This is a genomic window from Cellulosimicrobium sp. MI9406, from assembly GCF_040595865.1.
GTDB classification, from domain to species: Bacteria; Actinomycetota; Actinomycetes; order Actinomycetales; family Cellulomonadaceae; genus Cellulosimicrobium; species Cellulosimicrobium funkei.
This window is the reverse complement of the sequence record NZ_JALIZI010000004.1, coordinates 20068-43250: the sequence shown is the minus strand read 5'-3', so window position 1 is coordinate 43250 and position 23183 is coordinate 20068. Positions and strand designations below refer to the sequence as shown.

General features: G+C 75.6%; 23 protein-coding genes and 3 tRNA genes. 12 read left to right on the top strand and 14 right to left on the bottom strand.

Annotation, left to right across the window (positions count from 1 at the left end; translation table 11 throughout):
• The first annotated feature begins 5 nt into the window (after positions 1–5).
• Genes MT994_RS08330 through MT994_RS08320 form a run of 3 tightly spaced genes read left to right on the top strand, consistent with a single transcriptional unit; the run spans position 6 to position 2688 of the window.
• Positions 6–347 (top strand): hypothetical protein, encoded by a 342-nt coding sequence (locus tag MT994_RS08330; RefSeq protein WP_354805880.1) that lies wholly within the window; start codon positions 6–8, stop codon positions 345–347.
• Positions 344–2017 (top strand): HAMP domain-containing sensor histidine kinase, encoded by a 1674-nt coding sequence (locus MT994_RS08325; protein WP_354805878.1) that lies wholly within the window; start codon positions 344–346, stop codon positions 2015–2017. The genes MT994_RS08330 and MT994_RS08325 overlap by 4 nt, the downstream gene beginning before the upstream one ends.
• Positions 2014–2688, top strand: coding sequence for a response regulator transcription factor (locus MT994_RS08320; RefSeq protein ID WP_354805877.1), 675 nt, complete (start codon positions 2014–2016; stop codon positions 2686–2688). The genes MT994_RS08325 and MT994_RS08320 overlap by 4 nt, the downstream gene beginning before the upstream one ends.
• A 69-nt stretch (positions 2689–2757) precedes the next feature.
• Here the strand turns inward: MT994_RS08320 and MT994_RS08315 are convergent, their stop codons facing one another.
• Entirely contained in the window at positions 2758–3150 is a 393-nt protein-coding gene (locus MT994_RS08315; protein ID WP_194522157.1) for a hypothetical protein, read from the bottom strand.
• 64 nt (positions 3151–3214) lie between these two features.
• The gene (locus MT994_RS08310) at positions 3215–4543 is read right to left on the bottom strand and encodes an aminoglycoside phosphotransferase family protein (RefSeq protein ID WP_354805875.1); all 1329 of its coding nucleotides are present in this window, start codon (positions 4541–4543) and stop codon (positions 3215–3217) included.
• 165 nt (positions 4544–4708) lie between these two features.
• Here MT994_RS08310 and MT994_RS08305 point away from each other — a divergent pair, with 165 nt between their 5' ends.
• The 3 genes from MT994_RS08305 to MT994_RS08295 all read left to right on the top strand — a co-directional run bounded on the left by MT994_RS08305 (position 4709) and on the right by MT994_RS08295 (position 7165).
• Complete coding sequence (locus tag MT994_RS08305; RefSeq protein WP_354805873.1) at positions 4709–5635, top strand: hypothetical protein; 927 nt, start codon at positions 4709–4711, stop codon at positions 5633–5635.
• The gene (locus tag MT994_RS08300; RefSeq protein ID WP_085388410.1) at positions 5628–6023 is read left to right on the top strand and encodes a GntR family transcriptional regulator; all 396 of its coding nucleotides are present in this window, start codon (positions 5628–5630) and stop codon (positions 6021–6023) included. The genes MT994_RS08305 and MT994_RS08300 overlap by 8 nt, the downstream gene beginning before the upstream one ends.
• A gap of 155 nt (positions 6024–6178) precedes the next feature.
• Positions 6179–7165, top strand: coding sequence for a L,D-transpeptidase family protein (locus MT994_RS08295; protein WP_354805871.1), 987 nt, complete (start codon positions 6179–6181; stop codon positions 7163–7165).
• An 87-nt stretch (positions 7166–7252) separates the two neighbouring features.
• On the opposite strand, the gene MT994_RS08290 is transcribed toward MT994_RS08295, so the two are convergent.
• From MT994_RS08290 to MT994_RS08280, 3 genes are all read right to left on the bottom strand, one after another.
• The gene (locus MT994_RS08290) at positions 7253–8440 is read right to left on the bottom strand and encodes a UDP-N-acetylmuramate dehydrogenase (protein ID WP_206153842.1); all 1188 of its coding nucleotides are present in this window, start codon (positions 8438–8440) and stop codon (positions 7253–7255) included.
• Between the two features lie 92 nt (positions 8441–8532).
• On the bottom strand, positions 8533–9846 hold the full coding sequence (locus MT994_RS08285) for an MFS transporter (protein WP_168944723.1): 1314 nt from the start codon (positions 9844–9846) through the stop codon (positions 8533–8535).
• Positions 9843–11330, bottom strand: a complete 1488-nt coding sequence (locus MT994_RS08280) for an MFS transporter (protein WP_338077385.1) — start codon at positions 11328–11330, stop codon at positions 9843–9845. Before MT994_RS08280 ends, MT994_RS08285 begins: the two co-directional genes overlap by 4 nt.
• 192 nt (positions 11331–11522) lie before the next feature.
• Between MT994_RS08280 and MT994_RS08275 the strand changes: the two genes are divergently transcribed.
• Entirely contained in the window at positions 11523–12665 is a 1143-nt protein-coding gene (locus MT994_RS08275) for a LacI family DNA-binding transcriptional regulator (RefSeq protein WP_168944725.1), read from the top strand.
• A gap of 9 nt (positions 12666–12674) precedes the next feature.
• Here the strand turns inward: MT994_RS08275 and MT994_RS08270 are convergent, their stop codons facing one another.
• Positions 12675–14204: a Tat pathway signal sequence domain protein gene (locus tag MT994_RS08270; protein WP_354805870.1), complete on the bottom strand. Its 1530-nt coding sequence runs from the start codon at positions 14202–14204 to the stop codon at positions 12675–12677.
• A gap of 239 nt (positions 14205–14443) precedes the next feature.
• Here MT994_RS08270 and MT994_RS08265 point away from each other — a divergent pair, with 239 nt between their 5' ends.
• Positions 14444–14980 carry a SigE family RNA polymerase sigma factor gene (locus MT994_RS08265; RefSeq protein ID WP_255181242.1) on the top strand — a complete coding sequence of 179 codons (537 nt, stop codon included), beginning with the start codon at positions 14444–14446 and terminating at the stop codon, positions 14978–14980.
• Complete coding sequence (locus MT994_RS08260; protein ID WP_076405064.1) at positions 14977–16008, top strand: hypothetical protein; 1032 nt, start codon at positions 14977–14979, stop codon at positions 16006–16008. The genes MT994_RS08265 and MT994_RS08260 overlap by 4 nt, the downstream gene beginning before the upstream one ends.
• An 88-nt stretch (positions 16009–16096) precedes the next feature.
• Here MT994_RS08260 and MT994_RS08255 read toward each other — a convergent pair whose 3' ends face one another.
• From MT994_RS08255 to MT994_RS08230, 6 genes are all read right to left on the bottom strand, one after another.
• A complete protein-coding gene (locus tag MT994_RS08255) occupies positions 16097–16531 on the bottom strand; it encodes a MaoC family dehydratase (RefSeq protein WP_021482901.1) in 435 nt (144 codons plus the stop codon).
• Complete coding sequence (locus MT994_RS08250; RefSeq protein ID WP_076405063.1) at positions 16528–16986, bottom strand: MaoC family dehydratase N-terminal domain-containing protein; 459 nt, start codon at positions 16984–16986, stop codon at positions 16528–16530. Before MT994_RS08250 ends, MT994_RS08255 begins: the two co-directional genes overlap by 4 nt.
• A gap of 28 nt (positions 16987–17014) precedes the next feature.
• A complete protein-coding gene (gene rpmG, locus MT994_RS08245; RefSeq protein ID WP_021482899.1) occupies positions 17015–17185 on the bottom strand; it encodes a 50S ribosomal protein L33 in 171 nt (56 codons plus the stop codon).
• Between the two features lie 86 nt (positions 17186–17271).
• Positions 17272–17348 (bottom strand) — tRNA-Met (locus MT994_RS08240).
• Positions 17349–17409: 61 nt separating this feature from the next.
• Positions 17410–17482 (bottom strand) — tRNA-Thr (locus MT994_RS08235).
• A 165-nt stretch (positions 17483–17647) separates the two neighbouring features.
• A tRNA-Tyr gene (locus MT994_RS08230) sits at positions 17648–17729 on the bottom strand.
• A gap of 130 nt (positions 17730–17859) precedes the next feature.
• Here MT994_RS08230 and rarD point away from each other — a divergent pair.
• From rarD to MT994_RS08215, 3 genes are read left to right on the top strand one after another with little or no spacing between them, the layout of a single operon-like run.
• Entirely contained in the window at positions 17860–18897 is a 1038-nt protein-coding gene (gene rarD / locus MT994_RS08225) for an EamA family transporter RarD (RefSeq protein ID WP_076405062.1), read from the top strand.
• A gap of 56 nt (positions 18898–18953) precedes the next feature.
• Positions 18954–19448: a YajQ family cyclic di-GMP-binding protein gene (locus MT994_RS08220; protein WP_043654125.1), complete on the top strand. Its 495-nt coding sequence runs from the start codon at positions 18954–18956 to the stop codon at positions 19446–19448.
• 5 nt (positions 19449–19453) lie between these two features.
• Positions 19454–20425, top strand: a complete 972-nt coding sequence (locus MT994_RS08215; protein WP_342065193.1) for an HAD family hydrolase — start codon at positions 19454–19456, stop codon at positions 20423–20425.
• Positions 20426–20469: 44 nt separating this feature from the next.
• On the opposite strand, the gene htpX is transcribed toward MT994_RS08215, so the two are convergent.
• On the bottom strand, positions 20470–21354 hold the full coding sequence (gene htpX / locus MT994_RS08210; RefSeq protein WP_021483666.1) for a zinc metalloprotease HtpX: 885 nt from the start codon (positions 21352–21354) through the stop codon (positions 20470–20472).
• A 203-nt stretch (positions 21355–21557) separates the two neighbouring features.
• Positions 21558–22970 (bottom strand): FAD-dependent oxidoreductase, encoded by a 1413-nt coding sequence (locus MT994_RS08205; protein WP_034653179.1) that lies wholly within the window; start codon positions 22968–22970, stop codon positions 21558–21560.
• Between the last annotated feature and the right edge of the window lie 213 nt (positions 22971–23183).

Sequence of the window (23183 nt, the reverse complement as noted above, 5' to 3'; positions counted from 1 at the left end):
GGTCCATGACTCGCCGGACCGTCGCGTGGCTCGTGGGGGCGCTCGTGCTCGTCCTCGCCGGTGCCGCCGCGGCGGGCGCGCTCGCCGCGCGGCCGCAGGACCGCGACGTCGGCGTGGCCGTCGTCGTGACGCCCGCTCCCCCGGCCGCGACCCCGACGACGCCGGCCCCGACGCCCAGCCCGACCGACGACGACGGTGAGGGCGACGACACGGACGACGACCGCGTCACGCCCGCCCCGCCGTCGAGCGACGACGACCAGGACGACGGCGCGGGGGACGACTCCGACGACGACGCGACCGACGACCAGGACGACGATCGCGACGGCCCCGACCGGGGCGACGGGTGAGGCGCCGGGCGCGCGGCGCGGGGCTCACGGTCCGCACCCGGATGCTCGCGGCGTTCCTCGGCCTGTCCGCCCTCGCGCTCCTCCTCGCGGGCGGCGCGGCGTGGTTCCTGCAGCGCGGCCAGCTCGACGCGCGCATCGACGAGAGCCTCGTGCGGAGCGCGAACGAGCTCCGGCGGATCGCGGGCTCCGGCGTGAACCCCGTGACGGGCGAGCCGTTCCGGTCCGCCGAGGACGTCGTCGTCGCATCGATCCAGCTCACCGTGCCCGCCCAGAACGAGGGCGTGCTCGGGCTGCGCGAGGGCCGCACGCCGCTCGTGTCGCAGCAGGACGTGCGCCTGCGCCTCGAGGAGGACGCCGAGCTCGTCGCCGCGCTGTCGCCGCTCGTGGCGGGCGACCACGTGGTGCTGCGCTCGGTCGGGACGGCGACCGCGGACTACCGCGCGCTCGTCGCACCCGTGCGCGCGACCGGGGCGGACGGCGCCGGGCCGCCCGCGGCGCTCGTCCTCGCCTACGACCGCTCGGCGGAGCACGCCGAGTTCGCCCAGGTCTTCCGCACGTACGCCGTCGTCGCGCTCGGCGCGCTCGTGCTCATCGGCGTCGTCGGCTGGGTCGTGGCCGGCCGGCTCCTGCTCCCGATCCGCACGCTCTCGCGCACCGCGCAGCGCATCGGCGAGACCGACCTCTCCGCGCGGATCCCGGTCACGGGCAACGACGACCTCTCCGACCTGTCCCGCACCGTGAACGGCATGCTCGACCGGCTCGAGGGCGCGTTCGACTCGCAGCGCCGGCTCATCGACGACGTCGGGCACGAGCTGCGCACGCCCCTCACCGTGGTGCGGGGTCACCTCGAGCTCATGGACCCGCACGACGCGACCGACGCGACCGAGACGCGCGACCTCGCGCTCGACGAGCTCGACCGCATGAACCGCCTCGTGGACGACCTCGTGACGCTCGCGACCGCCGGGCGACCGGACTTCGTGCGCCCCCTCGACACGGACCTCGGGCGCCTGCTCGACGACGTCCACGACAAGGTCCGCACGCTCGGCGACCGGCGGTGGCTCGTCGACGCGCGCGCGGACGTCGCGGTGCGGGCCGACGCGCAGCGCCTCACGCAGGCGCTCCTCCAGCTCGCGGCCAACGCGGTGAAGTTCTCGGCGCCCGGGTCGGCCGTCGCGCTCGGCTCGGCCGTGTCCGACGACGGCGCGCGCGTGCGCGTCTGGGTCCGCGACGAGGGCGTCGGGATCGCCCCCGAGCAGCAGGGACGGATCTTCGAGCGGTTCGCGCAGGCCACCACGCCCGGCGCGGCGCACCCCGAGGGCGCCGGGCTGGGGCTCGCGATCGTCGCGGCGATCGCCGACGGCCACGGCGGCCGCGTCCACGTCGCCTCGACGCCTGGCGTCGGGTCGACGTTCACGCTCGACCTGCCGCTCGTGCCGGTCCCGGGAGCGGCCCCCGCGACGACCGACGCCGCGACCCCGTACGGGGCGACCGCGCCGACCGCACCCACGGCGCCGTCCGCCGCGACCCCCGAGCTGCCGCCGGACACGCCGGACGCACGGCCGAACGACCCCGGGTCGGGCTCCGAGACCCGCACCCGGACCGGCACCGACAACGGCACCCAGAGCAGCACCGAGAACGACACCGACCACGACGGAAGGACCACCCGGTGAGCCAGATCCTCGTCGCCGAGGACGAGACCCGCATCGCGTCGTTCGTGGCCAAGGGGCTGCGCGCCGCGGGCTACGCGAGCACCACGGTCGCGACGGGCCGCGAGGCGTTCGACCTCGCGAGCAGCGGCGGCTTCGCGCTCCTCGTGCTCGACCTCGGCCTGCCGGACCAGGACGGCTTCACCGTGCTGCGCCGGCTGCGGGAGACCGGGAACGCGATCCCCGTCATCATCCTCACGGCGCGCACGTCGGTCACGGACACCGTCGCCGGGCTCGAGGGCGGCGCCGACGACTACATGGCCAAGCCGTTCCGCTTCGAGGAGCTGCTCGCGCGCATCCGGCTCCGGCTGCGCAGCGAGCCCGCGGGCGAGGTCACGGTGCTCACGCACGGTGCGCTGAGCCTGGACCTGCGCACTCGGCGGGCCCGGACGTCCGACCGCGAGGTCGACCTCTCCGCGCGCGAGTTCGCGCTCGCCGAGGCGTTCCTGCGCAACCCCGGGCAGGTCCTCAGCCGCGAGCAGCTCCTGTCGCGCGTGTGGGGGTACGACTTCGACCCCGGCTCCAACGTCGTCGACGTGTACGTGCGGTACCTGCGCAACAAGCTCGGCGCGGAGCACTTCGTCACCGTGCGCGGGATGGGCTACCGCCTCGCGGACGCGCCGCGGCGCTCCTGAACCGACGACGCCCGCCCCGGGGGCCGGGGCGGGCGTCGTGCGGGCGCGGGCAGCGAGGCCCGGGCCCGGTCAGGTCGCGGACTGCGGCGACGGCGGGGTCACCGGGCTGGCCGGCGAGCTCGCCGTCTGCGCGGTGCCCGCGGTGTCGGCCGTCGGGGCGGTGCTCGCGGTGTTCGCCGTCTGGCTCGTCACGGCGGAGGCCGCCGTCGTGGGCGACGCGGACGTGTTCGCGGAGCCCGCGGTGACCGTCGTGATCGACGTCCCGTTCTGGACGTCCGTCGGGCTCGGGGAGGCCGACGCGGTCGCCGCGGCCGTCGCGGCGTCGGACGTCGTCACCTGGACCGACGGGGAGACGACCGCCTCGTCGGGGGCGTCGAGCGCGCCCTGGGCGGCGGCCATCGTGGCCCCGAGACCGACCGCGCCGAGCGCCCCGGTGACGATCCATGCGCTGCGTGCCTTCATGGTGCTTCTCCTTCGTCCGATGGTGCGCACGACCCCTCGGCCGTGCAGGTCTCGAGCCTCCCGCTCACGCGTGAGAGGCCGAGGAGGTCGTCATGAGAGTGCTCTCAGGAAGCGGGAGCAGCCCGTCCGCGACCGCGAGCCAGGCCTCCGCGAGCTCGCGCGAGCCCGCGCCCGGCACGAGGGACAGCACGACGCCCGCGGCCCGGGCGCGCAGCCCCACCGGGTCGACGGCGGTCCCGAACACCGCGAGGCACCGCTCGACGAGCCCGCCCACGCCCCCGTACACGGTCGGCGCGAGCGCGGGCAGGACGGCGAGGTGCCCGACGAGGCACGCGAGGTCGTCCACGCGGTGGCCCGGCCCGAGCGTGTCCACGTCGAGCAGCGCGGCCACGCGCGGCCGGGCCGTCGCCCCCGGGACGTCGACGGCGTCCGGGCCCGCTTCGAGCAGGACGTTCGCCTCGTAGAAGTCGCCGTGCGTCGCGACCACGGGGCCCGGGTCGCGCGTCGCGACCGCGTCCCCGACGGCGCGCGCCACGTGCCGCACCCGCTCGGCGTCGAGACCGTGGACCGCGAGTGCCGACGTCGCGTGGTGCTCCACGCGCTCCGCCCACGCGGGCCGACGGCGCAGCGTCGTCGCGCGCTCCGGCAGCGCGTCGAGCGCACGGAGCAGCTCGTGCGGGTCGATCGCCTCGGGCTGCGCTTCCGGTCCCGACGCCGCGAGGTGCTGCGCGAGCGACGGGCCGCGCGCCTCCTCGAGGACCACGAGGCCGTCGTCGTCCCGGGCGAGGCACCGCGGGGCGCGCACGGCCCCGTCCTGGAGGAGGTCGTGGCGGCGCGCGAGCGCGCGCGCCCGGCCGGGCCGGACGACCTTGACGTAGAGCGTGCGCGAGGGGGTCCGGACGCGGAGCACGGCGCGCCGCAGCGGCCGGTAGGCGACCATCGCCACGGACTCGACGGACTCGCCCGGGGCGAGCACGCCCGCGTCGTCCAGGCGGCGCGTGAGCCCGGGCGCGTCGCACGCCGCGGCGAGCGCGGGCAGCGCCGGGTCGGCCGGGTGCCGCCACACGTGCACGACGCGCGGCCCGTCCTCCAGGCGCGCGACGCCCGGCCCGACGGCGTCGGGCGGCAGGGGTGCCGTCGTGGCGAGCAGGTACGCGGTCGCGTCGACGGTCGCGACCGCCCCGCCGGGCCGGGTCGGGAGCGTGCGGCGCGCGACGACGTCGTACCCGACGGTGACCTCCGCGCCGGGGCGCGCGTGCACCTGGTGCACGCGCCACGTGCCGAGCGCGGCGCCGTCGGCCCCGAGCGCCGCGTGGAGGAGGCCGCCCGCGTCGGGACCGGTGAGCAGGTCGAGCCAGGCGCGCTGGTCGGGGACGGCGGGGGCGATCGTCATGCGCCCAGGGCACCGTGCGCGCGTGGAACGGGGGTGAGAGCCCGATGAGAGTCCTCTCATCGAGTCCGCCCGCGGCGCCCGGCGCCCCTTGACCCGCGCACGGGTCCGTGGGAATGTATCGATGTGTTGATACAAAGCGTCTCCGAGGAGCCGGGCGGGGTCAACATGTTCCTCCCCGCCGCGTACGACCTGCTGTGGAGCGTCGTCGCCCTCGCCGTACTCGCGGGCGTCGGCGCCCTCGTGGTGCTCGTCGTGCGCGCGCTGACGCGCGAGCCGGCGCCCGCCCTGCACGGGCTCGCGGACGGGGACCCGGTGCGCCGCGCCGCCCGACGGCACGCGACGACCGTCAGCGTCGCCGCGGCGACCGCCGCCGCGCTCGTGGGCGCCGTCCTCGTGCAGGCCGTGACGACCGCCGTCGGCGGCCTCGCGGAGGGCGTGCTCGTGGGGCTCTCCCCCGCGCTCGTCGGCCTGGCGTTCCTCGGGGCGCACGCCGTCGGCGAGCGCACCTGGCCGCGCCAGCGCACGGCGGTCCGGGCGGCCACGCTGCGCCCGCGCACGGTGTCCGACGTCGCGCCGCGCGGCCTGCGCCGCCTCACCTGGGCCCTCGGTGCCCTCGTGCTCGTGCTCACCGCGGTCGGCGGCCTCACCGCCGGGGCGGACGGGCGGTCCGTGACGCGCGTGCTGGGCGACGTCACGTCGACGACCAGCCCCTACCCCGGGTGGTTCTACGGCGCCTGGCTCGCGGCCGGCGCCGTGCTGCTCGTGGCCGGCGCGGAGGGCGTGCTCCGGCTGGTCGCGCGCCGCCCCGCCGTCCCGCGCGTCGAGCCCGGGTGGGACCTCGCGCTGCGTCGCGCGTCCGCGCACCGGGTCCTGCGCGGCACCCAGCTCGCGCTCGGACTCACCGCGGCCGGCACGCTCGCCTACGGCGCGAACGCCGCCGCCCGGGCGGGCTACCCCGGGGCGGTCGTGCTCGTGGTCGTCGCCGTCGGGATCGCCCTCGTGGCGGTCGCCGTGGGCGTGCGTCCCGCCCCCGACCCCGACGCTGAGGTCGCCGCCCCGGCGTCCGCGGGGCACGGGAGTCGCGATGGGTGAGCTGCGCGTCGAGATCGACCTGCGCACCGGCCTCGCCCCGTACGAGCAGATCCGGAGCCAGGTCGTCGCGCACGTCGCGGCCGGGCGGCTGCGCGTCGGGGACCGCCTCCCCACGATCCGCGCGCTCGCGACCGACCTCGGTCTCGCCCCCGGGACGGTGGCCCGCGCGTACCGGGAGCTCGAGGCGGCCGGGGTCGTCACGACGCGTCGCCGGGCCGGGACGGTCGTCGCCGACGGCGTCTCCCCCACGGACGTCGCCGCGCGCCACGCCGCGCACGAGCTCGTGCGCACCGGCCGCGAGGCCGGGCTGTCGGACGACGCGATCGTCGACGTCCTGCGCGGCGCGCTGCTCGACGCACACCGCCCGGACCGGGGCGCGCCGCACTGACCACCGGCACCGACCGGGCACGGACCACCGGCACAGACCGTGCGTCACGACCGGGTCACGATCCGCCGAGAACCGGTGCCGTCGTCCGACCGGGCGCGGCGGACGGCGCATGATGGACCATCGCGGCGTCGCCGCGACAGACGAAGGGGGACCAGGTGGAGCAGGGAACCGTCCGCTCGACCGCGACCGCACCCGCGCCCGGCGCGCGACCGACGGCGGCACCGCGCCGTCGCGGGCCCGTCCGGCGGGCGGTCGCGCGCGCCGTCGTGCCCGCGCTCGCCGCCGCGCTGGCCCTCGCGGGCTGCCAGGCGGGCCTGCCGGACATGGAGCCCGGGCGGACGCCGTCGGCCTCCGAGAGCCCGACCTCGCCGGAGCCGACGAGCCCGAGCCCGTCCGCGCCCACCACGGCGCCGGAGCCCACCCCCACCGAGACGCCCGAGCCCGACCCGACGCCCACCGAGACGCCCGAGCCCAGCACGCCGCCGCCGGCCGCCGAACCCACGCCCACGCCCGAGCCGACGCCCGAGGCCCCGCCGGAGCCGGTCGAGCTCGCGCGCGGGGCGACCGGCGAGCGGGTGGTCGCCCTCCAGCAGCGCCTCGCCGACCTCGGCTACTTCATCGGCGCGCCCGACGGCGACTTCGGCGGCGGCACCCAGCAGGCCGTGTGGGCCCTGCAGAAGGCGGCGGGCCTCTCGCGCGACGGCGTCGTCGGGCCCGCGACCCAGGCCGCGCTCGACGAGGGCGTCACGCCGCAGCCGCGCAGCGGGTCGGGCAAGGTCGTCGAGATCGACCTCGACCGCCAGCTCCTGCTCGCCGTCGAGGACGGTCGCGTCGTCACGGTGGTCAACGCGTCGTCCGGGAACGGCGAGTCGTACGAGGCGAAGGGGCGCACCTACCGCGCGAGCACGCCGCGCGGCACGTTCCAGGTAGGCCGGCAGGTCGACGGGAACCACTCGTCCAGCCTCGAGCTCGGCGACATGTGGCGCCCCAAGTTCTTCACCGGCGGGATCGCGGTGCACGGCTCGGGGTCGATCCCGCCGTGGCCCGCGTCGCACGGGTGCGTCCGCGTCGCGAACTCGGCCATGAACTGGCTCTGGGACACCTGGCGCGCCGACCCCGGCACCACCGTCCTCGTCTACTGAGCCGAGCCCCCGGTGCGCTGAGTGCATGACTTCGTCGCGGCGGCGGGGTCCGAACGCGACGAGATCATGCACTCAGCGACGGGCGGGTCAGAGCGCGACGCCGACGAGCACCGGCTCCGGCACGAGCTCGACGCCGAACGCCTCCACGACGCCGTCGCGCACCGCGCGCGCGAGCTCGACGACGTCCTCCGCGCTCGCCCCGCCGCGGTTCGTCAGCGCGAGCGTGTGCTTCGTCGACAGCCGCGCGAGGCTCGACGGGCCGTGCACGCCGAACCCCTTGGTGAAGCCCGCGTGCTCGATGAGCCACGCGGCCGACGTCTTCACGAGCGTCGGGTCGATCTCGCCGAGGCTCGGGCCGGTGGTCCGGGTCGGGGTCGCCGTGCGGACCGGGTACCGCGGGGCCTCGGCCGGGAGCAGGTCCGCCTGCTCGGCAGGGACGACGGGGTTCGTGAAGAACGACCCGGCGCTCCAGCGGTCGTGGTCGGGCCCCGCCGCGCGGTCGACGTCGGGGCCGACGCCGTCGAGCAGCATGCCCTTGCGCGCGCGCAGGGAGAGCACCGCGGCGCGCACGTCCGCGCTCGGCGCGCGGTCCCCGACCTGGACCCCGAGCGTGCGTGCCAGCTCGGGGTACGCGACCGGCGCCGACAACGACCCGAGCCGCGCCTGGAAGCCCACGTCGAGCACGACGTAGCGGGGCGACGGGTACCAGGGGCCGTCGTCGTCGGACCCGGCGCCGGGGTCCACGTGCATGCTGCGCTTGAGCAGCGACGTCCGGTAGCCGAACGCGAGCTCGCCCAGGGCGAGCGTGCGCACGCGCGATCGCGCGCGGTCCCAGACCCGCACGGTCGAGACCACGCCCGCGACGTCCTGCCCGTACGCGCCGATGTTCTGGACCGGCGCCGCGCCGACGGTGCCGGGGATGCCCGACAGCGCCTCGACCCCGACCCACTCCTCCGCGACCGCGCGCGCCACGAGCTCGTCCCAGTCCTGACCCGCCGGGGCGTGGAAGCTCGCGCCCCCGCACGAGTCCTCCGCGTCGACGGTGATGCCGCGCCGCAGGTCGCGCACGACGACGCCGCCGAAGCCCTCGTCGCCGACGAGCAGGTTGGAGCCTCCGCCGATCACGAGGAGCGGCTCCCCCGCCTCGTCGGCGGCCCGGACGATCTCCAGCAGCTCGGCCTCGCTGTGCGCCTCGACGTACCGGTCCGCCGGCCCGCCCACGCGCAGCGTCGTCAGCTCGGCGAGCGACGGCGTCCCGACGGCCTCGGGACGCAGCCCCGGGGCGGTCCCGACGATCTCGGGCAGGTCACGGTCCACGGGGGCGGCAGGTTCGCAGGTCACCCGTCCAGCGTAGTTCGGGTTCCCCGTCAGTCGGCGCGCCCCGCGCGGTCCGCGCCCTGGGCGGCCTGCTGGCCCGCGGCACCGGCGGCCGTGGGGAGCGGACGCGTAGCGCCGACGACCAGCAGGCCGACGACGACGGGCACGGCGATCACGAGGAGCGCCCCGCGGTAGCCGACGTGCTCGGCGAGGAACCCGATGAGCGGCGGCCCCATGAAGAACGCGGAGTACCCGATCGTCGCGACGACGCTCACGCGCACGGCGGCGCGCGCGGGGTCGTCGGACGCGGCGCTCATCCCCACGGGGAACCCGAGCGCGGCACCCATGCCCCACGCGACGACGCCGACGAGCGCGACCCAGAGGTTCGGGGACAGCGTGAACACGAGCAGACCGAGCAGCGCGAGCGCGGCGCCCAGGCGCAGGACGGCGACGCGGCCGTAGCGGTCGAGCAGGCCCGTCCCGAGCAGGCGCATCCCGGTCATGGCGGTGAGGAACACGGCGAGCCCGACGGCGCCCATCGCGTCGGACGTGCCGAACCCGTCGACGACGGCGAGGCTCACCCAGTCGTTCGCGGCGCCCTCGGTGAGCGCGGCCGCGAGCACGACGAGCCCGATGAGGAGGGTGCGCGGCTCGGTCCACGCGCTGAGGGCCCCGCGCTCGTCCTTGCCCGTGCCGTGCGACGCCCCGCTCCCGGCTGCGGCGGCGGGGTCGGCACCGGCGGCGTCCTCGACGGCGTCGGCGACCGCGTGCTCCACCTTGCCCGCGGGGAGGAAGAACCGCACGCACCACAGGACGCCGACGAGGCTCAGCACGACGGCGGCCGTGAGGTGCACCTGGACGGGCACGTGCAGCGCGGCCATGAGCGCGCCGACGCCGGCGCCGGCCATGGTGCCGAACGAGAACCCGGCGTGGAAGCGCGGCATGATCGCCTTGCCGAGCCGCTGCTCGACGGCGGCGCCCTCGAGGTTCATCGCGGCGTCCCACACGCCGGTGCCGATCCCGGCGAGGAACAGCCCGACGCGCACGACGACGTCCTCCCCCGTCGCGACGCCCGTGACCGCGGTGACGAGCCCGACGACGTTGGTCACCGCGAAGACCGTCACGGCCTTCGAGGCACCGAGCCGCTGGACGACCATCCCGGACAGCGGCAGCGCGAGCAGCGACCCCACCGCCATGAAGAGCAGCAGGAGGCCCATCTGCGCCTCGGTGAAGCCGAGCGAGTCCCGCACCGCGGGCAGGCGCGAGGCCCACGTCGCGAAGTTGAACCCGTTGAGGAAGAAGACCGCGAAGACGGACCAGGTGGCGAGGGCGACGACGCGGCGGTCGGGTCGGGCGGTGGTCATGCGGAGGTCTCCTCGCGGCGGTGCGACGGGCGGGTGCGGGGGCGGCGGGACGCGGCCCGGTGGGCGGTGGCGGAGGCGCCCGCGCGGACGCTGCGCCACGGGCGGCGGCGACGGGCGCCGTCGGCCGGGGCGGGGGCGCCCACGGCGTCCGGGGCGCCGTGCGCGCCGGGGGTCGGGACGTCCACCCGACCATCCTGCACCGCGACGGGTGCGGCGTCGTCGGTGCCGCGCTCCGGGCGCGCCGCGCGGGCAGCGGCGGTGCCCAGGGGCGCCACCTGGCGCGCGAGGAGGACGCTGAGAACCATCGCGGCGACGATGAGGACGAGCGCGTGGCGCGCGCCCATCGCCTCGGCGGCGAGGCCGAGGAGCGGCGGCGCGGCGAGCGACGCCATCGAGGAGAACGCCGACACGACCGAGACACGGCTCGCGGCCCGCAGGGGCTCGTCGGACGCCGCGGCGATCCCGACGGGCACCGCGAGCGCGGCGCCGAAGCCCCACAGGACGACCCCGACGGCCGCGAGCGGGAGCGTCGGTGCGAACCCGAACAGCACGAGACCGGCGATCGACGCGACGCCCGACGCGCGGAGCACGGTGACGCGGCCGAACCGGTCGATGAGGCGCGTGCCCGCGAGGCGCATGACGGTCATGGCGGCGACGAACGTACCGAAGACGACCGCGCCGACGGCCTCGGTCTGGGCGAACCCGTCCACGACGGCGAGGGACAGCCAGTCGTTGGCGGAGCCCTCGGAGAGCGCGGCCGAGAGGATGACGAGACCGATGAGCAGCGTGCGCGGCTCGCGCCATGCCGACAGCGCGGCGCCGAGCCGGGCGCCGCGCCGGGCGAGGCGCGCGCGCAGGCCCGCCGTCTCGACGTCGACGACGGCGTCGCCGAGCGCGTCGACCGGGGCCGGCGCCGCGGTGCCGCGGGCGGGGGTCCGCGTCGGGAGGGTGTCGTGGACCGTGGCGGGGATCGCGGCGAGCCGCCACACCGTGGCGACGACCCCGGTCGCGACGAACTGCACGACGACGGGCACCTCGGCGTGCGCGCACGCCGCGCCGACCAGCGAGCCCACGACGGCGCCGACGGAGAACGCGGCGTGGAACTGGGGCAGGATCGTGCGCCCGACGCGCCGCTCGATGCCCGCGCTCTCCACGTTCATCGGCACGTTGCCGAGCGAGAACGCCATGCCGTTGACGAAGATGCCCACGGCGAGGAGCGCGACCGACCCGGTGGCGGGGCCGAGCCCGAGCAGGAGGAACGCCACGCCGAACAGGCCCGCCGAGACGGCGAACGCGACCCGGCCGCCGAACCGCGTGACGAAGGGCCCGGCCGCGGTGACCGTGAGGAGCGCGCCGACGGCGCCCGCGAGGAGCACGACGCCCAGGTCTGCGGGGCCCAGGCCGAGCGCGTCGCGCACGGAGGGGAGGCGCGCGAGCCAGCTCGACATCATGACGCCGTTGAGCGCGAACACCCCGAGGAGCACCCATCGGGCCCTGGCCAGGGCGCGGGCGTCGGACTCGGGGCCGGACGAGAACTGCGCAGCACCTCCTCGAATCGATTCGATCCGACGGACGAGAGTGCGCTTCGAATCGATTCGAGGCATGGTCACCAGTGTGCGGGTACGCTGGCCGCGCGTCAATCGAGAATCCCGCGCCCGCGGGAGGCAGGGAGCGTGATGAGCGACACCCCCGGGAACCGGGAGCCCGCGGCGCCCGCCGCGCCGGCTCACCGGCCCACGCTCGCCAAGGTCGCCGAGCTCGCGGGGGTCTCCGTCTCGACGGCCTCCCTCGCGTTCTCCGGCGCCGGGCCGATCACCCCGGAGACCCGCGCGCGCGTGCTCGACGCCGCGAAGGAGCTCGGGTACACCGGACCGAACCCGCTGGGCCGCCAGCTCCGCTCGGGCCGGTCGGGCGTCGTCGGGGTCGTCGTCGGCGACCAGCTGCGCCGCGCGTTCCGCGACCCCGTCGCCGTCCAGGTGCTCGACGGCCTCGTCTCGACCCTGGGCGAGAACGGCCTCGGCGTGCTGCTCATCCCCGGCATCCCGTCCGACGACCCCGCACGCGCCGTCGACCCGCTCGTCGAGAGCGCGGCCATGGACGTCGCGGTGCTCGTGTGGGGCGTCGGCACGGACGACGCGACGCTCGCCGCACTCCAGCGGCGCGGCGTGCCCGTCGTCGTCGGCGAGGGCCGCCCCGTCGAGGGCGCCCCGCTCGTCCTCATCCACGACCGCGTCGGCACCGCGGACGCCGTGCGGCACCTGGTCGAGCTCGGGCACACGCGCATCGCCGAGGTCTCGCTCCCCCTCGACACGTCCGACCGCAGCGGACCGCTCGACGCCGCGCGGCTCGCGCAGGTGGACCGGACCCCGACGGCCAACCGCCTCGCGGGCGTGCGCGACGTCGTCGAGCCGGTCGCGAGCTGGGAGACCGAGGCCTCGCTCGTCGAGCACGGCCGCTCCGCCACGCTCGCCCTGCTCGGCCGCCCCGCGGCCGACGGGACGACCGAGCCGGCCGACCCCGCGACCCGGCCGACCGCCGTCATCGCCCACTCCGACCTCCTCGCCGCGGGCGCGCTGCTCGCCGCGCGCGAGCTCGGGCTGCGCGTGCCCGACGACGTCTCGGTCGCGGGCTTCGACGGGCTCGACCTCCCGTGGCTGGCCCCCGACGTCCTGACGAGCGTGCACCAGCCGCTCGCGCGCAAGGGCGCCGAGCTCGGCCTGGCCGTCATCCGCCAGCTCGCGGGCGAGGCGCCCACCACGGTCGAGCTCGACGTCGAGCTCGTGGTGGGGACGACGACGGGCCCCGCCCCCACCACCTGAGTCCCCGCGTCAGCCCAGCCGGCCCGGCTGGAGCGGGTTCGCGCGCGCCGCGGCGAGCAGGTACCACGACGTCGCGCCGACGTGCTGGACCTGGAAGTACCCGAACCCGAACCCCGAGTCGAGCAGGCTCGACGCCGCGACGACGCCCGCGCGCTCGGGCAGCGGCGCGCCCCCGATCGTCTGACCGGCGCCGACGCCCTCCTGCACGCCCTGGACCTCCCGCAGCAGGCCCTCGGCGCGGACCCGGTCGTCGTCCCGCTCGCAGCCCCGGCGCCCCCGCCGCCGGTCGTCGCGGCTCCCCCGCCCGCGCGCCCCGCGGTCCGCGAGCGCCGACGCGAGCTGCGCCGTCCCCTCCAGCCACACGCCCTGCGGGTGCACCGGCAGGTCGTTGTACGAGGCCGTCGACGTGAGGCTCGCGCTCGAGAACGTCACGCCCTCGACGACCGTGCCCGCGGGGAGCTGCGACACCCCCTCGCCCGCGACGTCGCGCGCGGCCAGCGCGTCGTCCGCCCAGTCCAGGGCACGGGCGTAGCGCCGCTCGCGCAGCGCGAGCCACCCCCACGTCTGCGGGTCGAGCGGGAGCGGGTCCCGGTTGATCTCGGTGCCGTCGTTCGTGCCGGTGTAGAGGTAGCCGCCCTCGGGCTCCCACATGCGGTCGACGAACGCGCGCGCGTGCTCGGCGGCACGGCTCCAGCGCCGGTCGCGCGTCACGGACCCGAGCTGGCGGAAGAACGCGACGCAGTCGACGTTGTGCTCGGTCGAGCCGTTGGGGATCGGGACGTTCGCGCCGTCCACGCCGAACGAGAACCCGCCGAGGGGCGCCTGCGACCACGTGTGCGCGACGATCCACTCGCCGATCCGCCGGGCGGCGTCGAGGTAGCGTCGCTCGCGCGTCACGGCGTGCAGGTGCAGCAGGGCGATGCCCGGCCACGCCATGTCCCCGACCGCCGTCCCGAGGAAGCCGAACTGCCACCCGACGTTCGCCGTCCCGTCGGGGAGCACGAGCCCGTGCTCCTGCGGCGTGCCGTCGTAGAACGTGTAGGGCCCGACGTTGTACGCCTGCCGGAGCCGGCCGTCGTCGTGGTCGGGGTCGTGCTCGAGCGCGAAGACGAGCCCGTCGCCGAGCGCCCGCGCGCGGTCGAGGTGGCGTCGCCCCGCGGTGAGCGTCGCGAGGATCGCGAGGGCGTTGTCGTAGACGAACGCGGTGGAGAACAGCCCGAGCTGGTCGGCGTAGGACTGCGCGAGCCGCGGGCCGGGGTTCACCTCCGGGTAGGCGTCGGTCGCCGCGGCGAGGAAGCCGTGGGCGCGCTGGACCGACGCCGCGCGGCCCCGCGCCGGGACGCCGGCAGTCTGCCCGACGGCGCCCGTCGCCGCAGGCAGGGTCGCACCCGAGCGGGCCGCCGCCGGGGTCGCGGTCAGCCCCGCGAGCGCGAGCGCGCCGCCGAGGGCGAGGACGGTGCGTCGGTCGACGCCGCGAGCGGGACCGGGGTCGTGCGCGGTGAGGTCGGGCCGTCCAGAGCGGCCGTCGAGCTGGGTCATGAGCGTCTCCTTCGACGTCGTGAGTGGCGCGACCCACCATAGTGGGAGCGCTCTCACGGCGAAAGGGGTGTGCCGAGGCGAGACGTATCGAACCCGGTGCGCCGCATCGCACGCCGGAGACTCAACCTTCGGGAGCCCTCGCGCGTGTGACAGTCATGACCGTGAACGCGATCGCCCTCTCGGCCGACGACCAGCCCGACGAGAGCCCACCACCCGACGCCCTGCTCCCCGTCGTCCGGGTGGTCACGTCGCACGAGCAGGAGTTCAGCGACTTCATGGCGAGCGCCGCTCCCCGGCTCGCGCGCACCGCGTGGCTGCTGTGCGGCGACGCGCACCTGGCCGACGAGCTCGTCCAGCAGGCCCTGACCCGCACGTACCTGCACTGGCGCACGGCCCGTGAGCGCGATCCCTACGCGTACGCCCGCCGCACCCTCGCCAATCTGCGGGTCGACACGTGGCGCCGCCGACGACGGGAGGTGCTCGTCGCGCCGCCCGACCTACCCGAGACGGCGAGCGACGCCCGGGCCGACCAGCACGCCGAGCGGGACGCCCTCGTCCGCGCGCTCGCGACGCTCACGGCCCGCCAGCGCCGGGTCGTCGTGCTGCGCCACCTCGTCGGGCTGAGCGAGAGGGAGGTCGCCGACGACCTCGGCGTCTCCGTCGGCACCGTGAAGTCCACGGCGTCCCGCGGGCTCGGACAGCTCCGCTCCGTCCTCGGCACCGCCGGCGCGCCGCACCACCGCCCCACCGACCGGACCGACAGGAGGCAGCCATGACCGGCACCCTTCCGACCGACGACGAGACGTTCGTGCGCGCGCTGCGCGCACGGGTCGACACGCTCGCCCCCCGCATCGACGTCGACACCGACCGCGTGCTCCCGACGGCCCGCCGCAGCCGACGACGGCGCCGCACCGTGGTCTCGGGCCTGTGCGCGCTCGCGATCGTCGCCGGCGGGGTGGGTGCGGCGTCCTACTGGTCGGAGCCCAGTCCCACGCACCCGTCGCAGATCGCTCCGGCGAGCGGCGGCGACGCCGCGGCGCCGGTCCCCGACGGGAGGCCGCAGGGCAACGGCCCGGCCGACGGGCCGTACTGGCGCGTCCGCACCCTGACGACCAGCACGGAGACGACCAGCGACGGACGGACCGAGGAGCGCTCGCAGGGCATCACGTACTGGACCGCGCGTGATCCGGAGGGCGACTCGTACCGAGCCTTCGAGGGGGACGACGCCATGGAACCCTCGCCCGGCTCGACGTTCGGGTCGCTCGTCATCGACGGGGAGCACGTCCGGCTCGGCTGGGACGAGCTCGCCACGCTCCCGACGGACCCGGCGGAGCTCGACGCGCTCCTGCGCGACAGCGTCCGGGCGGAGGTCGGGACCGTGAACGAGGACGCGCTCGCCCAGAAGACGTGGAACCTGTTGCACAGCGGCCCCACCTCGCCCGCCGTGCGCGACGGGCTCTGGGCGACGCTCACCGGGCTGGCGGCCAGCACCCCGCTCGGCGCCGTCCAGGACACGCAGGGGCGTACCGGGGAGGGCCTCGAATGGGTCGGCCAGGACCAGAGCAACCGGATCGTGCGGCTCGTCTACGACACGGCGGAGCACCGGCTCCTCGAGCTCACCTTCGACGTCGATCTCGGCACGTCCGGCTCCGAGCCCACCGCCGACGCCCCGACCGCGGGGTCGGACGGCGACGGCGCCGCCGCACTGCAGCACGTCGTGCTGCACACCACGTATCTCGACGAGGGAGAGGTCGCCGGGCCGCCCCCGGCGAGCGGCGGCCCCGACTGCTGGAAGACCTGCTGAGTCCTCGAGACGACAAGGGCGCCGCACCCGGCCGGGTGCGGCGCCCTCGTGGCGTCAGGAGCGCGTGGTCGCCCCGGGCGACCGCGGGTCAGAGGCGGACGACGGCCTGCGTCTTGCCGAGCACGCGTGCGCCCTCGAACGTGACCGTGAGGTCGACGCGGACGGTGCCCGCCTCGCCGTCGATCGCGCCGACGGTGCCCGTCACCTCGAGCGTCGCGACGCCCGGGTTGGGCACGGGCACGGGGCGGGTGAAGCGCGTCTGGTAGTCGACGACCGCGCCCGGGTCACCGGCCCAGTCCTCCACCAGCGCGACGGCGGCCCCCATGGTGAACATGCCGTGCGCGATGACGCCCGGCAGGCCGACCTCGGCCGCGAACGCGTCGTTCCAGTGGATGGGGTTGAAGTCGCCGCTCGCACCGGCGTACCGCACGAGGCGGGCGCGGTCGACCTCGACCGTGCGCGTGCCGATCACGTCGCCGACGGAGAGGTCGGCGAGGACGGGACGGGTGACGTCGGTGCTCATGCGCCCTCCCCGCGGACGGCGAGGGTCGAGGTGACGGTCGCGACCGGCTCGGCGCCGGCGTCGGACAGGGCCGCGATCTCGCAGCGCGTGGTGACCATCGCGAGGCCGGCTCGCTCGACGATCGAGTCCACGTGCAGCACGGTCACGAGCTCGTCGCCCGCGACGATCGGCCGGTGGTGCGTGAAGCGCTCGTCCGCGTGGACGACGCGCGAGAAGTCGATGCCCGCCTCCGGGTCCTCGATGAGCTGCCCCTCCGCCCGCTGGGCGACGACGACCGCGAAGGTCGGAGGTGCGACGAGGTCCGGATAGCCAGCACCCCGCGCCGCCACGAGGTCGTGGTGCACGGGGTGGGTGGCGCCGACGGCGCCCGCGAACTCGCGCAGCTTCTCGCGCCCCACCGAGTACGGCGCGTTGGCGGGGTACTCGCGGCCGACATAGGCCAGGTTGACGCTCACTGCGGGTCGCGGGCGCGGAGCCGGAGGCTCAGCGGGTCTCGCGGTGCGCGGTGTGCTTGCCGCAGCGCGGGCAGAACTTCGCGAGCTCCAGGCGGTCCGGGTCGTTGCGACGGTTCTTCTTCGTGATGTAGTTGCGCTCCTTGCAGTCCACGCAGGCCAGCGTGATCTTGGGGCGAACGTCAGCGCTCTTGCTTGCCACGGTAGTGAGCCACCTCTCGCGCCTCCGGAGGGCGCATGTGCTGTGCAGGTCGCACGACGCCGGCCGCCGTACGAGGTTGTCGAAAGTGGTAGCGGAGGCGGGGATCGAACCCGCGACCTCACGATTATGAGTCGTGCGCTCTAACCATCTGAGCTACCCCGCCGCGTGACTGAACGCGAGGTCGCCTTGCAGTATTCCAGCAAGACGACCCCGCGTCACCACAGAGCCCCGAAAGGGAATCGAACCCTTGACCTTCTCCTTACCATGGAGACGCTCTGCCGACTGAGCTATCGGGGCAGCGCGGAAAACTCTACACGGAACATGGCGCCGAGAGAAATCGGCGTCGTTCCGCCGTTTCCGGGCCGTCGGACCGTGCCGGCGACGCGCTCGCGGGGCACGCCCCACGCACCGGACCGGCACGACGACGGGGCGCCACCCGTGGGTGACGCCCCGTCGCTCCGGTGGCAGGTGAGGGATTCGAACCCCCGAAGGCTGAGCCGTCTGATTTACAGTCAGATCCCTTTGGCCGCTCGGGCAACCTGCCGTGTGGAGTTGTCGCTCGCCGGTGGACGCTGCACCAGGTGCAGCCCCTGCCGTGCGGGCGAGCCAACGATACAGCCCGAGCGGACCAGGTGCGAAATCCGCGTGTGGGCGCCCCTCCGTACAGTGGTGCGGTGACCCACCCCTCTCCCGCGCCGGACCACCTCCCCGGCACCGGGACGCCCGCGCCCCCCGACGCCCCGTCCGTCCCCGCCGCACCGTCCGACGCCGCGGCACCCGCGCCGTCGGGCACGGACCGCGGCGCACCCGCCCCGACGGACCGCTGGGGCCTGCTGCTCGGTGCCGGCGCGTTCTTCCTCTGGGGCGCGATGCCCCTGTACTTCCCGCTCCTGGAGCCGGCCGCACCGCTCGAGATCATCGCCCACCGCGTCGTGTGGAGCCTGCTCTTCTGTCTCGTGCTGCTCGCCGCGACACGCCAGCTCGGGGGCTTCGTCGCCGCCCTCCGGTCGCCCCGGACGCTCGGGACGCTCGCCGTCGCCGCCGTCCTCATCGTGACGAACTGGACGGTCTACGTGTACGGCGTCCTCTCCGGCCACGTGCTGGACGCCGCGCTCGGGTACTTCATCAACCCGCTCGTCACCGTGCTCCTCGCCGTGGCGGTCCTGCGCGAGCGGCTGCGGCCCGCGCAGTGGGTCGCGGTCGGCGTCGGCGCGGCCGCCGTCGTCGTCATCAGCACCGGTGCCGGCGGCCTGCCGTGGATCGCGCTCGTCCTCGCCGGCTCGTTCGGCCTCTACGGCCTGGTGAAGAACCGCGTGGGCCGCACTGTCGAGGCGCTCCCGGGGCTCGCCGTCGAGACGGCGGTGCTCACGCCCGTCGCGCTCGTCTACCTCGGGTGGCTGGGCGCCACGGGAGCCGGCACGTTCGGCACCGAGGGCGTCGGGCACGCGCTGCTGCTCGCCTCCGCCGGGATCGTCACGGCCCTGCCGCTGCTGCTGTTCAGCGCGGCCGCCCGGCGGCTGCCGCTGAGCGTCGTCGGCCTCCTGCAGTACCTGGGCCCCGCGCTGCAGTTCCTGTTCGGCCTGCTCGTGTTCCACGAGCCCATGTCGCCGACGCGGTGGGCGGGCTTCGGGCTCGTCTGGCTCGCGCTCGTCGTGCTGTCGGTCGACGGTCTGCGCACCGCCCGCGCGACGCGCCTCGCGGCCCGCCGCTGAGCACGCTCGACTACGGTGGGACCCAGCACCGTTCCCGGCCCGAGAGAGGACCACCCATGGCCGACTCGTCGTTCGACATCGTCAGCAAGGTCGACCGCCAGGAGGTCGACAACGCGCTGAACCAGGCCGCCAAGGAGGTCTCGCAGCGCTACGACTTCCGCAACGTCGGCGCGTCGATCGCCTGGAGCGGCGAGACGATCGTCATGGTCGCCAACTCGGCCGAGCGCGTGCTCGCGATCCTCGACGTGTTCGAGACCAAGCTCATCAAGCGCGGCATCTCGCTCAAGTCCCTCGACACGGGCGACAAGGAGCCCAAGGCGTCGGGCAAGGAGTACCGCCTCGTCGCGACCCTCAAGGAGGGCCTGTCGAGCGAGAACGCGAAGAAGATCACCAAGATCATCCGCGACGAGGGCCCCAAGGCCGTGAAGACCCAGATCACGGGCGACGAGGTGCGCGTGACGAGCAAGTCGCGCGACGACCTCCAGACCGTCATCGCGCTGCTCAAGGGCGCCGACCTCGACGTCGCGCTGCAGTTCACGAACTACCGGTAGCCACCGTGACCGTGCCCGACGGCGGCCCGCGCCCGGTCGCGCCGGGCCGTCCCGCCGCGTCGCCGAGCGGGCTCCCGCGCGTCGTCGCGACGGACCTCGACGGCACGCTCCTGCGCTCCGACGGCACCGTCTCGGAGCGCACCCGCTCCGCCCTGCGCGCGGCCGAGCACGCGGGCGTCGAGGTGGTGTTCGTCACCGCCCGGCCGCCGCGCTGGCTCGGCGCGCTGGCCGACGTCGTGGGCGGGCACGGGCACGTCATCTGCCTCGGTGGGGCCGCCGTCTGGGACCTCGCGACCGCGAGCCCGCTCGACGTGTGCGGCTTCACGGACAGCGAGGCCTCGACGCTCGTCGAAGACCTGCGGGCCGCCGTCCCGGGCGTCGCGCTCGCGTTCGAGCGCGTCGACGGCCCGACGTTCGACCCGGGCTTCCGCTCCACGCCGGACGACGACGCCGACGTCGTCGCCGTGGTCGAGACGACGCTCGGCCACGACGACGCGCCGGGCGACGCGGGACGGCAGCCCGTCGGCAAGATCCTCGCGCGCGACCCCGCCGTGCCCGTCGAGGACGCCCCCGCGACGCAGCCGGTCGTCGTCGCGGACGGGCAGACGACGGCGCAGGAGACGTTCTTCGCGCGCGTGCGCGACGCCGTCGGGGACCGCGCCCACCTCGCCTACTCCGGCGCGGCAGGGCTCGCCGAGCTGCTCGCCCCGACGGTCACCAAGGACGCCGCGCTCGCGCGCTGGTGCGCGCGCCTCGGCGTCGAACCGCACGACGTCTGGGCGTTCGGCGACATGCCCAACGACCTGCCCATGCTGCGCTGGGCAGGGCGCTCGTTCGCCGTCGCGAACGCGCACCCCGACGTGCTCGCTGCGGCGACCGACCGCACGGGCTCGAACGACCACGACGGCGTCGCGCGCGTCCTGCTCGACGCCGTCGAGGCGCTGCGCGGCGCGCCGAGGAGGACGACGGCCCGCTGAGCGCGGCCACCGCGCTCCAGGCCCTGCACTCCGGTGCGGGCCGGTCAGTGGTACGTGATGCCGCCGTAGCCCGGGCCGTGGCCGGCCATCGCCTCGAGGCGCTTGATGCGCTCCGCCATCGGCGGGTGGGTCGCGAACATCTTGCCGACGCCCGCGCCGCGGAACGGGTTGGCGATCATGAGGTGCGAGACGTCGACGAGGTCGCGGTTCTGCGGCAGCGGGGCGCGCTGCGTCCCGGCGTCGAGCTTGCGCAGCGCGGACGCGAGCGCGAGGGGGTCCCCGGTGAGCTTCGCGCCGTCCTCGTCCGCGTCGTACTCGCGCGTGCGCGAGATCGCGAGCTGCACGAGCATCGCCGCGATCGGCGCGAGGACCACCATGGCGATCGCCGCGAGCGGGTTGCCGCCCCGGTCGCGGTCGCCGCCGAAGATCAGCAGGAACTGCGCGAGCGACGTGATGACCCCGGCGAGCGCGCCGGCGACCGACGACGTGAGGATGTCGCGGTTGTACACGTGCATGAGCTCGTGCCCGAGGACGCCGCGCAGCTCGCGCTCGTCGAGCAGGCGCAGGATGCCCTCGGTGCAGCACACGGCCGCGTTCTTCGGGTTGCGACCCGTCGCGAACGCGTTGGGCGCCTGGGTGGGCGAGACGTACAGGCGCGGCATCGGCTGGCGCGCCTCGGTCGAGAGCTCGCGCACGATCCGGTACATGGCGGGCTGCTCGAGCTCGCTCACCGGGCGCGCGTGCATCGCGCGGATCGCGATCTTGTCGGAGTTCCAGTAGCCGTAGAACGTCGTGACGAGGCCGATGCCGACGAACACCCACAGCAGGTTCGCGCGCGCGCCGAACAGGGCCCACAGGCCCAGGACGATGGCCCACATGACGCCGAACAGGCCCGCCGTCTTGAGACCGTTGAAGTGCTGACGCCCCACGCTGTGCTCCCTTCCGCGCCCCGGGCCCGCCCGCGCGGTGTGCCGGGCGCCCGACGGGCGCCGACCCTGCCGACGCCCACCTGGATGAACGCCCGAGGCGACCGTCCCGTTCCCGGGCGGGGCGACGGCGTCGGGCACCCGCGACGAGGGAGGTCCCGGACCACGCCCGGGACGACGACGGCGGGCGTGCGGCCGGGGCCGGGTCAGCCGGCCTGCGACTGGCCGCGCGCGACGCGGATCATGTCCTCGCGCGGCACGACCTTGATGCGCTCGCGCCCGTGCGGCTCGCCGAGCGAGCGCTCGTACGCGTCCAGGAGCTCCCAGCCCGACCACTCGATCGGGTCGACGCCGCGCTCGCGCAGGAAGTCCAGGACGGCCTCGGGCTCGCCGAGCGGCGCGACGCGGCCCGCCGTGAGGTCGGCCGCCGCGACGTCGCCGCCGTCGCCCGCGCCCGTGACGTCCTCGACGAGGTGCCGGACGGTCTCGGACGCGTCGGACTTCGTGTGCCCGATGAGGCCCACGGGACCGCGCTTGATCCACCCCGTCGCGTAGACGCCGGGGAGGTGCTCGCCGTCGATGTCGACGACGCGGCCCTCGCGGTTGGGGATGACGCCCTTGAGCTCGTCGAAGGGGATCTCCGGGAGCGGCGAGCCGAAGTAGCCGACCGCGCGGTACACGGCCTGGACGGGCCACTCGTGGAACTCGCCCGTCCCGGACACCGTGCCGTCGCCGTTGAGACGCGTGCGCTCGGTCCGCAGCGCCTCGACCTTGCCGTCGCCGAGGACGGCCGACGGCGCGTGGAGGAAGTGCAGGTGCAGGCGGCGCGACGCCGTGTTCTCGCTCGGGTCCTTGAGCGTCCAGTCGGTGAGGGTCTTGACGACCTGCTTCGTCTGGTTCGAGGAGCTGATGGCGGCCATCGAGCCCTCGTCGAACTCGAAGTCCTCCGGGTAGACGATGACGTCGACGTCCGGGACGTGGCCCAGCTCGCGCAGCTCGAGCGGCGAGAACTTGGCCTGCGCCGGGCCGCGGCGCGCGAAGACGTGCACGTCGGTGACCGGCGACGCCTTGAGCGCCTCGTAGACGTTCTGCGGGACCTCGGTCGGCAGCAGGTCGTCCGCGTGCTTGGCGAGCACGCGCGCGACGTCGAGCGCGACGTTGCCGGCACCGAGGACCGCGACCTGCTGGGCCTCGAGCGGCCACGTGCGCGGGACGTCGGGGTGGCCGTCGTACCAGGACACGAAGTCCGCCGCGCCGTAGGAGCCCGGGAGGTCGATGCCCTCGATCGGGAGCGCCGCGTCACGGATCGAGCCGGTCGAGAAGATCACCGCGTCGTAGTACTGGCGCAGGTCGTCCAGCTTGAGGTCGACGCCGTAGTCCACGTTCGCGAGCAGGCGGATGTCGCCGCGGCTCAGCACCTTGTGGAGCGCGACGATGATCTGCTTGATGCGCGGGTGGTCCGGCGCGACGCCGTAGCGCACGAGGCCGAACGGCGCGGGCAGGCGCTCGAACAGGTCGATGCTCACGTCGAGGTCGGTCTTGGACAGGATGTCCGCGGCGTAGATCCCGGCGGGACCAGCGCCGACGATCGCGACGCGCAGTGGACGGATGCTGCTCACAGGACAGGGCGCCTTCCGGTCGAGGACGGGGGTCTCTCCCGCGCGGCCGACGGGCCGTTCCGCGTCGACCGGTGGGTACCGGCCGCAGGAGACCTCTCGATTGTACGACTGGGGTGAGGGTCGCCTCACTCAGACCCTCTCCTCCGTGACCAGCCTGACACCGGTCTCGCCTGCTGGATACCCCGTCTTGCGGTCCGGGCGAATGTAACGCCG

Excerpts from the sequence above, each read along its gene's own strand:
- MT994_RS08330 (WP_354805880.1), top strand. The coding sequence starts at position 6 with ATGACTCGCCGGACCGTCGCGTGGCTCGTGGGGGCGCTCGTGCTCGTC.
- MT994_RS08315 (WP_194522157.1), bottom strand. The coding sequence starts at position 3,150 with ATGAAGGCACGCAGCGCATGGATCGTCACCGGGGCGCTCGGCGCGGTC.
- MT994_RS08310 (WP_354805875.1), bottom strand. The coding sequence starts at position 4,543 with ATGACGATCGCCCCCGCCGTCCCCGACCAGCGCGCCTGGCTCGACCTG.
- MT994_RS08305 (WP_354805873.1), top strand. The coding sequence starts at position 4,709 with ATGTTCCTCCCCGCCGCGTACGACCTGCTGTGGAGCGTCGTCGCCCTC.
- MT994_RS08300 (WP_085388410.1), top strand. The coding sequence starts at position 5,628 with ATGGGTGAGCTGCGCGTCGAGATCGACCTGCGCACCGGCCTCGCCCCG.
- MT994_RS08285 (WP_168944723.1), bottom strand. The coding sequence starts at position 9,846 with ATGACCACCGCCCGACCCGACCGCCGCGTCGTCGCCCTCGCCACCTGG.
- MT994_RS08275 (WP_168944725.1), top strand. The coding sequence starts at position 11,523 with ATGAGCGACACCCCCGGGAACCGGGAGCCCGCGGCGCCCGCCGCGCCG.
- MT994_RS08270 (WP_354805870.1), bottom strand. The coding sequence starts at position 14,204 with ATGACCCAGCTCGACGGCCGCTCTGGACGGCCCGACCTCACCGCGCAC.
- MT994_RS08260 (WP_076405064.1), top strand. The coding sequence starts at position 14,977 with ATGACCGGCACCCTTCCGACCGACGACGAGACGTTCGTGCGCGCGCTG.
- MT994_RS08255 (WP_021482901.1), bottom strand. The coding sequence starts at position 16,531 with ATGAGCACCGACGTCACCCGTCCCGTCCTCGCCGACCTCTCCGTCGGC.
- MT994_RS08220 (WP_043654125.1), top strand. The coding sequence starts at position 18,954 with ATGGCCGACTCGTCGTTCGACATCGTCAGCAAGGTCGACCGCCAGGAG.